Raw genomic sequence first — 14526 nt, 5'->3', positions numbered from 1 at the left:
ATCGGGTCCTCGTGCCGGAGATGTTCGTAGGCGACGAAGGCCGCCTGCGACGGACGCTCGTCGATGATGAGGAGCTTGGCGACATGTTGGGCCAGGTCGGGGCTGATCGATCGCACGAGTGAGAGCGCGAGGTCGATGTGGGCGAACGCGGCGCCGGCGGTGACGAGGTTCCCGTCGACCACGACCATGGTGTCGAGATCGAGGGCGACGGTCGGATAGCGCTTCAGGAACTCCGGCCCCAGGAACCAGCTGGTCGTCGCCCGCCGATGATGCATCCGTCCGGTCTCGGCGACGGCGAACACGCCGGTGCACGCCGCGGCGATCCGGGTGGTCGCGTCGTCGAGGCGCCCGAGCGAGGCGATGACCGAACGAGCATCTCGGCTCTGGAGGGCGTCGTTGGTAGCGGCGGCCGTGAGGGTTCCAAGCGCAGGGACGACGACCACGTCGAACTCTGCGGACTCCGACAGCGGGTGGTCCACCGACAGGGTCATCGATGCCGTCGTGGTCACTCTCCGTTTCGGTCCGAGGATGGCGAGTTCGATCGGGTCGATCCGCGGGTCGACATCGCTGCGGGCTCCGTCGGCCACCCGCACGATGTCGATGATCGACGCGACAGCCGAACCGAAGCAGCCGTCGATCGCGATCAGTCCGATACGCATGGCGCGAACAATAGCAATACTGCCGTATACGCCACTTCTCACATGCCCTTGCTCGTCATACGCTTAACTCGCTTCACCAAGAAACCTCGACACCTAGGAGAACCCCTCATGTCCACACCCGCATCACTTCCGTATGCCTTCGTCGCCAAGATCGTCGCGGCCGATGGACAGCACGACGCGCTCGCCGATCTGCTCGCCGGCGCTGTCGCGCTCGCCAACGAAGAAGTAGGAACGATTGTCTGGTTCGCGGTCAGGACCCACGCCGACACCTTCTGGATCTTCGATGCATTCCCCGACGAGGCCGCTCGCGACGCCCACGCCAACGGCGCCATCGTCGCAGCCCTGATGGCCAACCAGCACCTCCTCGGCGCAGCACCCGAGATCCTGGCGGCCGACGTCCTCGCGTCCAAGCTCCCGTAGTCCGCCAACGCACGAGACGATCGCGCCCCGCCGAGCCGTCGCCAGGTCGCGACGCAACGCCACGCTGCGTTGCCGAGCGGTGCGAGGCCTATCGGCACACGGACAGGATGCCGGCCGCGAGCGCTCAGCCGGCGAGGGTTCCGTCGCAGAGGAGAGCGACGTCGGTGTCGGGCAGAGCCGTGAGGCCAGCGCATCGCGCGACCACCAGAACCGAACCGCCCCTGCCCTGCGTTTCCGCAGGTCAGGGGCTGTTCGCCGGAGCCGCCTGTCGGAATCGAACCGACGACCTAATCACATCGGCTTTGCGTCTATCGCTTGATGCGCCCACTGGGCGAACGAGCCACTGACCTGCGCAAACGCCGAGCGTGGGGGACGCCGCCATCCGGTGGTGACCGACGTCGACCGACCAGTACCGACCGTTTCACCGGAGCTTGCGGCGGCGTCGAAGCCGAGCAAGCTCCATTCCTTTAGCTCACCGCGCCCTCCTCCTCGCCGGTCCCGTCGTCGTCGAAGACGTTTCAGGGGTCTTCTCAGATGACGGTGTAAGTCGGCCGGGCGCGTCGGTCCGCAGATAGACGTCGAGGTCTCCCGACGACGGAGGTTCCTACGCCATCCATCCGAAAGACCTCGACGTGTCCGACGCTACCCCGCCGGCCGGCTTCGGCCGCCCTGACCTGACCGCCTTCGCTCGACTCGACGGCCTCGGTCTGAGCGTGACCGGACAACGACTTGAACCGGATCGTGCGGTCCTCGCGTGCCGCGTGGTGGAACCAGATCAGTGGTGCCGACGGTGCGGCAGCGAAGGCGCTGCTCGTGACACCGTGATCCGGCGGTTGGCCCACGAGCCGCTGGGCTGGCGACCGACCGTGCTGGAAGTTGTAGTGCGCCGCTACCGCTGTGCCGACTGCGGACACGTGTGGCGCCAAGACACCAGCGCCGCGGCGGAGCCACGCGCGAAGCTCTCGCGCACCGGGCTGCGGTGGGCGCTGGAAGGGATCGTGGTCGCACACCTCACCGTCGCCCGTGTCGCCGAGGGACTCGGGCTCGCGTGGGACACCGCCAACAACGCGGTCCTGGCTGAAGGCAAGCGGCTGCTGATCAACGACCCCACGCGGTTCGAGGGCGTGAAGGTCATTGGCGTCGATGAGCACGTCTGGCGCCACACCAGGCGTGGCGACAAGTACGTCACCGTGATCATCGACCTCACCCCGGTCCGCGATGGCGCCGGCCCAGCAAGGCTGCTGGACATGGTCGAGGGCCGGTCGAAGGCGGCGTTCAAGACCTGGCTCGCCGACCGCGACGACGCCTTCCGTGACGCGGTCGAGGTGGTCGCGATGGACGGCTTCACCGGGTTCAAGACCGCCGCTGCAGAGGAGATCCCGGACGCGGTCACGGTGATGGATCCCTTCCACGTCGTGCGCCTGGCCGGTGACGCCCTCGACAGGTGCCGGCGCCGGGTCCAACTCGCGATCCACGGGCACCGTGGGTTCAGGGACGACCCGCTCTACAAGTCGCGGCGCACGCTGCACACCGGCGCGGACCTGCTCACCGACAAGCAGAGCGACAGGCTACGCGCGCTGTTCGTTGATGACGCTCACGTCGAGGTCGAGGCGACCTGGGGTGTCTACCAGCGCATGATCGCCGCCTATCGCCACGAGGACCGGCAACGTGGCCGCGAGCTCATGGAGAAGCTGATCACCGACCTCAGCGCCGGCGTCCCCAAGGTGCTCACCGAGCTCACCACCCTGGGCCGGACCCTGAAGAAGCGAGCCGCTGACGTGCTCGCCTACTTCGAACGACCCGGCACCAGCAACGGGCCGACCGAGGCGCTCAACGGACGGCTCGAACACCTGCGCAGCTCCGCACTCGGGTTCCGCAACCTGACCAACTACATCGCCCGAAGCCTGCTCGAGACCGGCGGCTTCAGACCCCAACTCCTACACCCCCGATTGGGATGAGCCCCCAAACCGGCAGAAATGATCTGAGGCGTTCATGCGAAGACGCCGTCGGCTGATGTCGTGGACGAACGAACCACGTGCGTGGATCAACGGCAACCATCGCTCTACAGAACGTCGATGCCGGTCAGAACGAGCACCTTCTCCTCAGTGAGATCTTCCATTGCCGAAAGGACTCCCTCTTTGCCTGTCCCAGAGTCCTTCACGCCCCCGTACGGCATCTGATCGGCGCGGTAGCTCGGGACATCACCGACGATGACTCCACCGACGTTCAGAACACGTGAGGCGCGAAAAGCGGTCTGCAGGTTTGAGGTGAAAACCCCTGCCTGCAAACCGAACCGAGACTCATTGACCTTCTCGAACGCATCCTCGTCCGAGGAGACCTTGCAGAGCGCCACGACAGGTCCGAAGACTTCGTCGTCGAGTACCCGCGCGCCGCGGGGCGCGTCCTCGATCACGGTGGGCTCGACAACGGCCCCCACTCGTCCGCCACCGGCGAGAACGGTCGCACCGCCTGCCACCGCCTCGTCGATCCACTGCTCCACACGCACGGCAGCACGCTCGTCGATCAGTGGACCGACATCGGTAGCGTCGTCGTCGGGTGCACCGGTGGACAACATGCCGATCCAGGACAGTATCCGTTGCCGCATGCTCTCGTAGTGCTTGTCGTGCAAGAATACTCGCTGCACCGCGATGCAGGACTGACCAGCTTGGTACATCGAGAACCGCGCAATTCGTTCGGCCGCGAAGTCCTGTCCGGCTTCATCGGACCAGTCTTCACACACCACGACGGCGGCGTTTCCTCCCAATTCGAGCGTGACGTGTTTTCGCGGCACCCGATCGCGGATGGCCCACCCCACAGGAACCGAACCGGTGAATGAGACCACCGGCAGACGCGGATCCTGGACCATCTCCGAAGCCTTTTCGTTCGAGACCGTCAACACGGACCACGCGCCTTCTGGCAGTGACGTTTCCGCCAGCAGCTCACCGAGCACCAGACTCGACAGCGGTGTCGCTGGCGCAGGCTTGACGATGATCGGCGCACCGACGGCGAGCGCCGGCGCAACTTTGTGGGCGACCAAGTTGAGCGGAAAGTTGAACGGGGCGATCCCGAGGATGGGGCCGCGCGGGACCCGGTGAACCAGAGCCAAACGACCGTCCGAGCCTGCATCGGTATCGAGTCGTTGCATGTGTCCACTCCAGCGCCTGGCCTCCTCGGCTGCCCACCGGAAGGTGGTAGCGGCGCGGGTAACCTCGACACGCGCCCACTTGATTGGCTTGCCGGATTCGGCTGAGATGAGCTGGGCAATCTCCTCGTGGCGGTCGTTCAGACGCGTTGATATGTGTATAAGAGCGTCTGCGCGGATATGCACGGGTGTACTCGCGAATTCGGTGGCCACCGCCGAGGCAGCTGCGATCGCGGACTCGATGTGCACCGGATCCGCCTCGGACACAGTTGCGACAATCCGACCGTCGAATGAATTGCGGATCTCGATACGGCTATCGGTCGTCGTCGCCTCGCCGGCGATCAGGAATGGAAAGTGTTTAATGCTCATCGGTATTCCTCTTCGAAGTGTACAAACAACTGCTCGCCGACCCCCTTGTTGCGGTGGCCGGCGAGCGCGTTGATGTACTGGACAGGTCAGACGGATGCAGCGGTGGCTGCGTTCTTCTGGAGAATCTCGAGCGCTTGGATGAGGTAGGTGCGGAAGACTGCGTGGTTCTCGCTCATCGGGAAGTGACCGATGTCTTTCATCTCGATGAACTGCGCGTTCTTGATTTGCGCGGCCGTTCGGGCGCTGTCTTCCGGCGTGGTCAGGTAGTCGTAGTCGCCGGTCAACATCACGACGGGGCAGCGATCGCCGTCGATCTGATCGAGCTTGTCGCGCAGATCGTGATCGACCGAGTAGAAGTGCAGGTCGCCCTTGAACGCTTCGGATCCCTGGGTGTAATAGAACCAGGTCTTCCAGCGATCTGCCTCCGGTGACTGGGGAGCCATGAGATCCCACGTGCCGCTGGCGCACACCTGCGCTGCGTTCGCGTGCGGGTGCTGCCACCAGTCGAGGTAGAAGCCAGGCGAGTAGTCGGCACCTTCGACAGGGATGACGCCGGCGAAGCGATCCGGATTGCGCAGCGCAAGCTGCAGGGCGATGTTGCCGCCGAACGAGGATCCCATGAAGATCGGATTCTCGAGTTCGAGCGCATCAACGAGTGCAACGATGAAATTGGCGTAGTGGTCAGCCGAGAGTTTGTATTCCTCGGTCCACCACTCGGTGTTCTCCGGCGGATCGGACTTTCCATGTCGAGGTAGGTCGTAGGCGATGACGCGATAATTCGCGGTGATCTCTTCGTCTTCCAGCAGCCCGCGCCACTGATGGTTGTGAGCCCCGGCGGTGTGCTGGCACACCAAGGGCTGACCGGTGCCGTTCTCCAGGTAGAAGACCTTGTACAGCAGGCCGTCGACGTCGACGTCGACGTAGTGTCCCGTCACCGGGGAAATCTTGCTCATCTCGAGGGTTCCTTCGTTGGGGGGAGATTTTGAACTGGTTTGGGTGGCGCTGGTGAATCAGACCGGCACACCGACAGTGCGGAGCAGTTCGATCTGGCGTGTCACGCACCGCAAGTTCTGCATGAGAACCAGCACGTCGCCTTCGAGCTTCATGTCCCGTTGGAATGAGGCAGCCCAGATCCCGTGGTACATCGGCGCGGGTACGGGCACGCCGAACCCCTGCCAGGTCTTGGCACTGGCCCGGATGGCGAACTGGTACGGGCGGTCGAGGGGGCCGGGATCGACCGTGATGGCGTGTACTTTGCCGGTCGTCATCTCGACGACGAAGGTATGTGTGCCCATGTCCAAGAGGTACGAACAAGTGAAGTACTTGCCGTGCGCCTGGATTTCGGGATCCTGATCCGAGGCCTGCTCGAACGCATCGGCCCACTGCTGGGGGGTCTGAGTGATGGTGGCAGTCATTGTTTTCCTTCGTCGACTTGTGTGCCGGATTATTTCTGGAACGGGGATGATCGAAGGGTGATTGCTAGTGCTTCACCGTCGCGAACATGACACCCATCACACCGACAATCGACGGGTACGTCCAATACCAATGACCCTTCCGATCGATAGGAAACAACTATTGGTGTGCATCTACCTGGCCGAATAGCATCGGCGATGTGCGCTTACCCCTGGAGTTGAGGCCGCTGTCGTACTTCGTGGCGGTGGCGGAGGAACTGCACTTCGGCCGTGCGGCTGCACGGCTCCATATCGCCCAACCATCTCTGAGTGTTCAGATTCGAAAGCTTGAGCACTCTCTGGGGACAGCGCTGTTCATTCGTGACAGCCGTCATGTGGCCCTGACGCCGGCAGGGGTGAGGCTCTTGGAAGGAAGCCGTCAGCTACTCTCGGATGCCGAGCGCATTGCGTCGCTCACCCGGCAAGTCGGCCGCAGTGCGCGCAGCAATCTCGTTATCGGATTCCAGGCGAATGCTGCCGCTGAGCTGACCCCGGACATCCTGTCGGCATTTCGCTCGATGCACCCGGATGTCGAGGTGGAAATGCAATCGTTCGACTTCTCCGACCCCTACGTCGGACTAGGCGACGGCACGGTGGACGTAGCGTTCATCAGGCCGCCCGTCGTCGTTGCGGACTGGCTCGCGCTCGACACCCTTTTCATCGAACCGCGAGTGCTGGTCGTTAGCTCGGACTCCCCTCTTGCGCAACATGATTCGATCAGTGTCGAGGATCTCACAGGTCAGCCATTCGTTGCTCGTCGCAGTACCGACGAGTGGCGTGACTTCTGGCTCGCACTGAGCTCTCGCGATGGGCATGACGTTCGGCTCGGAGCCGAGGTTTCAACGGTCGACGAGTGTTTCGAAGCGATCTTGTCGAAGAAGGGCGTCGCGTTCTCGCAAGCATCGACGCAGCGGTTCTATTCTCGGCCAGGACTAGCGTTCGTTCCTGTCACCGGCATACCACCAACGCCGTTATCTATCGGTTGGCGATCAGACGTCGATTCTCTATTGACTCGCGACTTCGTAGAGGCTGCTCGCAGCGTTGCTACAGCCCGCCCTGTGCCGAATTCATGGATGCCCGCGGTCGAAGGTGTGACCTCCTTGCTCGACCGTTTTCCGGCCAAGCTCACTTCGTAACGTCTCGCCGCGCACTTGAGGATCAGGCTAGCCGGTCCTGGCAGTGAGCGCAGTCTGATCGCCGTGCGCACCTGGCAGCGACTTCCGCTACTACTAAATATTGGCGACGGCAGGATGAATCATCCGTTTTGTCGATGGTCAAAACGCACACCCAGGCCCACAGTGAATCGCATGTAAGTGTTTGTAGTGGCCGGCCCGGGGCTGGCTGACAGGATAGGTGTCGTCGCTACAACGCCGTGTGACTCATGAATCGCTTTGCTCCTTTCGGATGCACTGGCCGGGGTTTGTCCACTCTATTGTGGCGGCGACGCCGGTCCGGTCTTGCTTCGGTGGCTTAATCAGAAGCCTGCCCGACCTCGTTGCCGCGAGGTCGTGGCCCGTTACAGGCCTGCCTCGAAGTGCTCTTTCCGGGCCGACGCCGACAACGACGTCGCCCATCGGAAAGGACATCCGTCGCTATGCCTATCGTCGCAGATAACTACGAGATCGTCATCGGGGTAGATACCCACGCCGCGGCCCATGCGCTGTGTGTCGTGGCCGCCGCAACCGGTGCGGTACAGGACAAAGCAAGTTTTCCGGCAAGCCCGGCGGGTCTTGATCGGGCCCGCACGTGGATTGCACACAGGGCAGGTCAACAAGCCGCCCTCGTCGTCATCGAAGGCATCGGCTCCTACGGCGCCGGACTCTCCGACCGCGTTCTTGCGGCGGGATTCCCGGTAGCCGAACCCTCCGTGATGGGTTCGGCGGATCGGAGAGGAGTCGGTAAGACCGACGATCTCGACGCCGCTCGTATCGCCCGGTCAGTTCTGTCCGTCGACATCGATCGACTGCGCCGACCACGTGCGGACGGATCGCGAGTGGCGATGCGCGTTCTCGTGGTCGCGCGCGAGCAGATGACGTGCGAACGGACGCGCGCGGTCAATGCGTTGACAGCTTTGGTTCGCACCGTCGAACTTGGTGTGGATGCACGAAAATCGTTGGCATACAGTCAGATAAAGGAGATCGCCTGTTCAGCCGATAGACAAGGCGTCGCTTAATAGCCGAAAATCCAAGTTCGCCATTCGTTCGCCATGACAGGAGTGACAACCTTGCCCTTCTGGTCATCGAAACCCGGCAAACCGCCGCAACTAGGATCTGCAACTTCGCTTCCGCAAGTGCAACCCCCGACACCATCGCTGGCGTCGACCCGACCTTGGTACGACGGCTGGGGCACCCGCAGGAAGGTGCTCGCCAGCTTGTTCACGGCGCTGGCGCTGTTTGGCTCCGGACTCGCCTCCGGATGGTGGCTGCAGAACGAACTGGTAGCTCGCCAGGAATCGAGTACCGCTGCCCGTCCCGACGACGGCACCCTCGACGATTTTGCTGCCGATATCGCATCGGGTGCCATGCCTGACCTGCGCAGTCTCGGCTCCGACGCATCGAAGCAAATCCTCGCTGACAGCGGAATCCCGGTCGACCGTGTCGAGGTGACCACCCGCGCGGCCGCCGGACGTCCGGGCATCGTCATCGAGCAGACACCACCGTTCGGCAGTTCCGATACGGCGAAGGTGACGCTGGTTGTTTCGACGTCGGCCCAGGTGCCCGTCATCGAGAACCGCTCGGCTACGGAGGTGATCTCGGAACTGCAGGAACTCGGTGCGCAGGTGATCGTGAAGAGCCGCTACCAACCGGACGCGGTCCGAGACGGTGCGCTCGACGTGGATCCACCAGTCGGTGCACCGATTCCCGACGCGGTTACCCTCACTGTCGCTCAGTCCCCCGGATCCGCCTACCCTTCGAAGCTCGACGCCATGGAGAGCGGGTGCGGTACCGGGTCGGAGTCGATGGACGGCAAGAAATATGAGAACTCGGTGACCTGCACCGCGAACAAACCTGGCACTGCCAAGCCGCGCAAGTCGGTGTGGAATCTGGCCCACGCGGTCGACGAGATGCGCGCCACGGTCGGGGTTCCCACCGATTCCATGCCCGGCACCAGGGTCCGCGTCGAGGTGTTCGCAGACGGCACACCGGTCGCGGCCGTCGACGCTGGCTACGGCCAGCCCGCAGACCTCTACGCACGTGTCTCGGGGGCACTGCAACTAACCGTCGTCGCGACCGCGCTCACCGACAGCGGATCGTCGAGAGACACCGAAGCCGTCCTCGCCGACCCGACCATTCTCGGCAGCCAGCAGGCCATCGTAGATCTCACCGAGGACAACTGATGGCCAACTGGTGGCCGAGACTCGGTGCATTGCTCGTGATCCTCGTGTCGGCTTGCCTGCTGCCCGTTTCGTCTGCGGCACAGACACCGACCACTCCACCCACCCGTGCGGTGTCCGCCGCACCGGCGGCCCTGCTTATGGTCATGGACTTGTCCGGTTCGATGAACGACAACGACGCGAACGGCAAGAACAAGCTGACCGGCGCTAAGCAGAGCCTGAGCAGGATCGTCGGGGACACGGCTTCCTCGAGCACACCGCTGGGCCTCTGGACGTACCCGACAGCCGGCAGCAACTGCGATCCCGGGTCATTTCTTGCCGGCGCAGACGGAGGTGTGCGCAAGGACACCGACACGCTGATGGCCCAGGTGTCCGGTCTGAAAGCGGACGGCGGGACACCGACAGGTCCGGCTCTTCGTGCGTCGGTCGATTCGCTGAAGGCCAACGGCATCACCACTGCCACCGTGGTCCTCATCTCGGACGGCGAAAGCAACTGTGGCCAGGCTCCGTGCGACACGGCGAAACAGATCGTCGCCGAAGGGTTCGACGTCACAGTCGAGGCGCTGGGCTTCCAGCTGTCGGGACAAGGTCGCACCGAACTCGAATGCATCGCATCCACCACAGGTGGCCGCTACAGCGACATCGCAGACGTGGACGAAATGCAGAAGAGGCTCAAGGAACTGATGATTCCCGAGTTGGCGTTGACGATCTCGGCTCCCGATACCGTAGCGGGCGGCGCCGACGTCACACTGACAGCGAACGTCACCAACTCGTCGGCACGAGCCGTCAACGACGTGCGACTGTCCCTCTCGTTTCGCGCGGACACCGACCAGGCTCTCTTCCCTGTCGTCATCCCGCCCGTCGCGCGACTCGGCAACATCCCCGCAGGGCACAGTGCAAACTTCGAGTGGAAGCTGCGACCCGCGGACTCGAATGCAACCCAGGACCGAACCGCGAACTACCGGGTCATCGCTACCGCCGCCCGACCCGCCGCCGCAGCCATGGCAGAGGGCACCATCAAGATCGACCTTCGCTCCGTGGCGGGCGGGGTAGTCAAGGCACTCCTCGACAATGGCTCCACGGTCGCGGTATTCGGCGACTCCTACGCCGCCGGCGAGGGCGCCGGCCGATACCTTCCCGGCAACAGTCGTGTGGACGAATGGTGCCATCGGTCCCAATCCACCCATGTGACACAGCTTTTCGGGATCGAGCACACCAAAAACTACGCGTGCTCCGGTGCAGTTCAAACGAACCTGTTCGGACCTCAGCCTGGCCGGGTCACATACGACTCCCAGGTCGCCCAGATGGACGACGGACCCACCGTCGATGCAGCCTTTCTCAGTATCGGGGGCAACGATATCGGATTCGCCGACATCGTCACCGGCTGCTTGTACCCGAACTACGATGCCAGGCTGGACACCCTCGACGGTGTCCACCTCAAGGAGACCATTTCCACCTGCGGATACGCGGATGCGAACGCTCAAGGACTGGTCGACAACGATGCAGTCAGGCAGCGCACCGTACGCCAGAAACTCGACGACCTGAGCACACAACTGCCCGGCACCTACCGGAAGGTGTACGACGCCCTGAACACCAAGGCGGAACTCGACCAACGCGACGGTAGTGAAGCTCCGCTGCTCGTGCTCGGCTATCCGCTGCCGTTCCCCGACACCGTCGGCGTCACGTGCGGCGAGTTCTCCGCCAGGGAGGTTGCGTATGCCAACAAGGTTGTCCGAGAACTCAACAGAGTCCTGGCGCGGTCGGTGAGCGCCGCACAGAATGACGCCCGCCAGATCTACTGGATCGACACCGTCGAGCGGTCGATGCAACCGGTGAACACACTGTGCGACGGCTCCGCGTCAGGAATCAACGGCGCCACCTTCGGCCAGGGCGCCGGCCTCGCAGCCCAGCAGTTCGTGGGCCTGAATGCGAACAAGCAAGAACTCGTCCACCCTAACGAACTGGGCTACAGCCGGATAGCGGGCGCGATCGCGCAGTGGTCGACCAGCTCTTATGCAGCTCCACATGAAGCTCCATCGTCCGCCAGGCACCACTAACCGCGGAATTCACCACCGGAGTCGAGTGCGCACTGCACGCCGTCCCGAACGTGCAAGCCACCGAACCCGCCCGCTGTATCCAGACCATGAACACTGTGGTCCCGGCCGGCACCTACTACGAAGCCGAGATTCGAAGCATCCCACGCACCCTGGCGACAGGATTCACGACGCAAGACGGCCCACTCGATCTCCACGTCGTCATCCCCCCGGACCTCGACTTCGGCACACACACGATAATCGTCAGGACGGTAAATCCATCGGGGAACGAAGCAGTCACCGCGTATCAGATCACAGTGAAGGCACCAATACCGCTGTGGTGGTGGGTAACGGCGGGCACCGCCGCGGTCTCACTGCTACTGGCAGTTTGGTTCACCGTCCACTCGCGGACGTTCCGCGGCAAGTCTTTGCGAACTCCGGCGAGTACCTGACAGCATGAAATAGATCGAGCGCCACACACAAGTGAACCGGTCCCGGGGAGTCGGACCTGAATTCTCAGTCCAACTTCCGTGGAGCAGCTCACTGCTGCGGGACTACTTCCCCAAGGGCACCGACCTGAGAGTGCATTCGCCGCAGCATCTCCTGGCGGTCGAGAGCGAACTCAATCGCCGACCCCGCCGAGTTATCCAAGACTGCACTCCCACAGAACTATTCGAGTCACTGCTAACCTCAAGCCACGTCAACTGTTGCAACGATGGCTAGAACCCGCCCCGTCGTTTCTGGACTACTTTTCAACCGTCGTTAACAACTGGTACCAAGTCGCAGGATTCAACACCGAGTTGCCGAAACACGACTGCGGGCGCGTGTCCGACATCCTCGAGATGTTCCGGATCATCACCTACGGCATCGACCACCACTCAAAGAACCGGACGCCCGTCGAGGACAAGCTGGCGTTCGAACTCGAGTTCCAGGGCTTCAATCACAACGACCCGCAGGAAAATCACATGGCGAGCTACGTCGACTTCCTACTGGAGTCCTGGCTGCACCTACGTGCGGGTGAGGAACGTCTGCGCGCAGAATCGGTAGTGGACGCTCTGGGGAAGTATCCGCGGCCGATCACCCTGTCCAACTTCGTCGCCTTCGACGTGGTTGGGTGCTGACAGAACTCCCTACCTGCTGTATAGATCCAATAGGTTTTTACTGTGATTATTGCTTTATATGGTCGTAAATGCGACCATATAATCTATGGATGAGATGACGGTGCACGATGCGGCAGCCGCACTTGCGGTGACCGAACGTCAGGTCACCAGATTGGCGCGCGCCGGCACCATCACCATCACCCGCGAGGTCGGCAAATCCCTCCTACTCAGCAGCGCATCCGTGCATCGCATCGCTCAGACCACTCGCCGCCGCGGCCGCCCGTGGAACCCGGACGTCGCATGGGCTGCGCTGGCACTGCTCTCTCACCGCACAGTCGACTGGATCTCACCGCCAGAACAGATCACCCGACTCAAACATCGTTTACGTCGGTCCAACGCGGACGAGGTGGCGTACCTCGCCAGGAACCGCGCCACCACACACCACATGGATACATGGGACGGAGATGCAGACGCCCTGATCAGGGACGGCCACCTCGCTGCCACCGGAGTCAGTGCCATCATTCACGTACCGGAAAGGGCTGCCCGATTCGGACTGTCCTCGACCCTGGGTGACAAAGCCGACGGGTACATCGTCGATGACGCTTTCGAGGACATCGTCGAACAGTTCGGGATGCTGTCTCCTGACGGAGACGTCACCCTGCGGGTCGTCACCGCTCTGAACCCGTTCTTCGACACGACAACACTGCCGATCGCGGCCGTGGCCGTTGACCTGATGGAATCCCTCGACACTCGTGAGCGCAGCGCCGGCACTCGCGTCCTACAGGAGCTGCTCGATGACTTCCGCTGACAGGCCACAGCGGCCCGACCGAACCGCGTTTCCGAAGCCGGAGCAGGCTGCCTCTGAGCGTCCCGAATGGACGGTGACGGCTCCTGCCGGTGGGCAACACCGTGGCCGCAAGCTGCAGAACTCGCCCACACCATCCCTTCCGAACAATGGACCCTGGTCGGAGGGCTGATGGTGCAGCTGCATGCAGCTCGAGCCGGGGTGCCACTCAACCGGCCGACTGTCGACGTCGATATCGTGCGGCACATCGAAAGCGGCGCGGCCATCTTCAACGAGATCAAGAAGCAGCTAGAAGATCTCGGCTACGAGCTCGTCATGCCACTCACAGATGACCCGATTCGCCGGTTCACCCGCGGGCCTGAGAAATCGAAGCAGATTGTCGACGTGATGGTCGCCGACCCCTTGTCACCCCGACATGCGCCAAGGTTCTAGGAGCGCCCGGAGTCCCCATACCACCAACCACGGGACACAACATACGCGAACATTTCATCAATAGAGACACAATATGTTGTGCCAAAACCGCTTCTTTGGCGATTTATGTCGGCACCATGACCTATACTCACAAATGCAGAAATGCCCGCTCCTGGGCATTGGCGCAGGGAGCGGGCTGGTACTTCTGTGGTGGAAGCCAACCTATAACTCTCTGTATCCGTCCGTCAAAAGGGCGCGTGTTCAGTCCTCGCGATTCCCTTGTCTGCGAAGGGAAGAGGAACGCGCAGAGATTTTAAGGAGGAAGCCATGGCTTCCAAACCGCTCAAGCCTGGCACACCGGCGCCCCGCTCCGGTCAGGTAGAGATCGTCGGCCCCCGTGGTGGTCGCACTGGAGACGAGCGAACGACCGTCCGAGGAAAACCGTTACCTCCGACGCCGAAGCCCGGCCAGGGTTACATCTTGGTCGATCCGACCAAGAACGGAGCAGGGCGCAAGTAAGCCGGCCCTGTAAAAAAACTCCCCGTGCATCATCAGATGTACGGGGAGTTTTACAACCGAGCGCGAAAATTTCGGAAATGGCCAGATCGACCATCCTGCATTATCACTGATTTCGTTCTTACAGCATCAATAGGGATGCGATGGACTGAGAGCGCCGGCCACTGAGGAAAGTGAACACACGGACTAGCTGTTGTGGGTATGGACGTTGCTGACGAGGGATTGAAGTAGACGGGCTGGTCCTCGGCGTAAGAATGGGAGTTGCGACACAACCGTTCTCGACCAA

At 62.5% G+C, this 14526-nt stretch carries 16 protein-coding genes; 11 read left to right on the top strand and 5 right to left on the bottom strand.

Annotated features, from left to right (window positions below; all coding sequences use genetic code 11):
- Positions 1-659, bottom strand: a 659-nt coding sequence (locus ABWI03_RS33395; RefSeq protein WP_353799049.1) for a DJ-1/PfpI family protein, incomplete at its 3' end; no start/stop codon positions are given.
- A gap of 108 nt (positions 660-767) precedes the next feature.
- Between ABWI03_RS33395 and ABWI03_RS33390 the strand changes: the two genes are divergently transcribed.
- Entirely contained in the window at positions 768-1079 is a 312-nt protein-coding gene (locus tag ABWI03_RS33390; protein ID WP_003941073.1) for a putative quinol monooxygenase, read from the top strand.
- 291 nt (positions 1080-1370) lie between these two features.
- On the opposite strand, the gene ABWI03_RS33385 is transcribed toward ABWI03_RS33390, so the two are convergent.
- Entirely contained in the window at positions 1371-1535 is a 165-nt protein-coding gene (locus ABWI03_RS33385; protein ID WP_003941075.1) for a hypothetical protein, read from the bottom strand.
- A gap of 176 nt (positions 1536-1711) precedes the next feature.
- Here ABWI03_RS33385 and ABWI03_RS33380 point away from each other — a divergent pair, with 176 nt between their 5' ends.
- Complete coding sequence (locus tag ABWI03_RS33380; RefSeq protein ID WP_003941077.1) at positions 1712-3037, top strand: ISL3-like element ISPfr2 family transposase; 1326 nt, start codon at positions 1712-1714, stop codon at positions 3035-3037.
- A gap of 104 nt (positions 3038-3141) precedes the next feature.
- Here the strand turns inward: ABWI03_RS33380 and ABWI03_RS33375 are convergent, their stop codons facing one another.
- The 3 genes from ABWI03_RS33375 to ABWI03_RS33365 all read right to left on the bottom strand — a co-directional run bounded on the left by ABWI03_RS33375 (position 3142) and on the right by ABWI03_RS33365 (position 6005).
- Positions 3142-4590, bottom strand: a complete 1449-nt coding sequence (locus ABWI03_RS33375) for an aldehyde dehydrogenase family protein (RefSeq protein ID WP_003941841.1) — start codon at positions 4588-4590, stop codon at positions 3142-3144.
- An 86-nt stretch (positions 4591-4676) separates the two neighbouring features.
- The gene (locus ABWI03_RS33370) at positions 4677-5543 is read right to left on the bottom strand and encodes an alpha/beta fold hydrolase (protein WP_003941838.1); all 867 of its coding nucleotides are present in this window, start codon (positions 5541-5543) and stop codon (positions 4677-4679) included.
- A 57-nt stretch (positions 5544-5600) separates the two neighbouring features.
- Entirely contained in the window at positions 5601-6005 is a 405-nt protein-coding gene (locus ABWI03_RS33365; RefSeq protein ID WP_003941837.1) for a hypothetical protein, read from the bottom strand.
- 197 nt (positions 6006-6202) lie between these two features.
- Here ABWI03_RS33365 and ABWI03_RS33360 point away from each other — a divergent pair, with 197 nt between their 5' ends.
- The 9 genes from ABWI03_RS33360 (at position 6203) to ABWI03_RS33320 (ending at position 14243) form a co-directional block, all read left to right on the top strand.
- Positions 6203-7177: a LysR family transcriptional regulator gene (locus ABWI03_RS33360; protein WP_042926698.1), complete on the top strand. Its 975-nt coding sequence runs from the start codon at positions 6203-6205 to the stop codon at positions 7175-7177.
- Between the two features lie 458 nt (positions 7178-7635).
- Entirely contained in the window at positions 7636-8214 is a 579-nt protein-coding gene (locus ABWI03_RS33355) for an IS110 family transposase (protein WP_003941835.1), read from the top strand.
- A 117-nt stretch (positions 8215-8331) separates the two neighbouring features.
- Complete coding sequence (locus ABWI03_RS33350) at positions 8332-9378, top strand: PASTA domain-containing protein (protein ID WP_157770400.1); 1047 nt, start codon at positions 8332-8334, stop codon at positions 9376-9378.
- A complete protein-coding gene (locus ABWI03_RS33345) occupies positions 9378-11432 on the top strand; it encodes a VWA domain-containing protein (RefSeq protein WP_003941839.1) in 2055 nt (684 codons plus the stop codon). Before ABWI03_RS33350 ends, ABWI03_RS33345 begins: the two co-directional genes overlap by 1 nt.
- A gap of 86 nt (positions 11433-11518) precedes the next feature.
- The gene (locus tag ABWI03_RS33340) at positions 11519-11860 is read left to right on the top strand and encodes a hypothetical protein (RefSeq protein WP_003941834.1); all 342 of its coding nucleotides are present in this window, start codon (positions 11519-11521) and stop codon (positions 11858-11860) included.
- A 78-nt stretch (positions 11861-11938) separates the two neighbouring features.
- On the top strand, positions 11939-12529 hold the full coding sequence (locus tag ABWI03_RS33335; protein WP_256670339.1) for a YfbU family protein: 591 nt from the start codon (positions 11939-11941) through the stop codon (positions 12527-12529).
- An 85-nt stretch (positions 12530-12614) separates the two neighbouring features.
- Positions 12615-13316, top strand: a complete 702-nt coding sequence (locus tag ABWI03_RS33330; protein ID WP_037132739.1) for a hypothetical protein — start codon at positions 12615-12617, stop codon at positions 13314-13316.
- Between the two features lie 168 nt (positions 13317-13484).
- Positions 13485-13745 carry a hypothetical protein gene (locus tag ABWI03_RS33325; RefSeq protein WP_218681522.1) on the top strand — a complete coding sequence of 87 codons (261 nt, stop codon included), beginning with the start codon at positions 13485-13487 and terminating at the stop codon, positions 13743-13745.
- A 306-nt stretch (positions 13746-14051) separates the two neighbouring features.
- A complete protein-coding gene (locus tag ABWI03_RS33320; protein ID WP_003946277.1) occupies positions 14052-14243 on the top strand; it encodes a hypothetical protein in 192 nt (63 codons plus the stop codon).
- Positions 14244-14526: the final 283 nt, after the last annotated feature.

This window comes from Rhodococcus baikonurensis, assembly GCF_040489275.1.
In the GTDB taxonomy this organism is placed as follows: Bacteria; Actinomycetota; Actinomycetes; order Mycobacteriales; family Mycobacteriaceae; genus Rhodococcus_F; species Rhodococcus_F baikonurensis.
The sequence above is the reverse complement of the archived record's forward strand: the minus strand, read 5'-3'. Positions and strand labels throughout refer to the sequence as shown.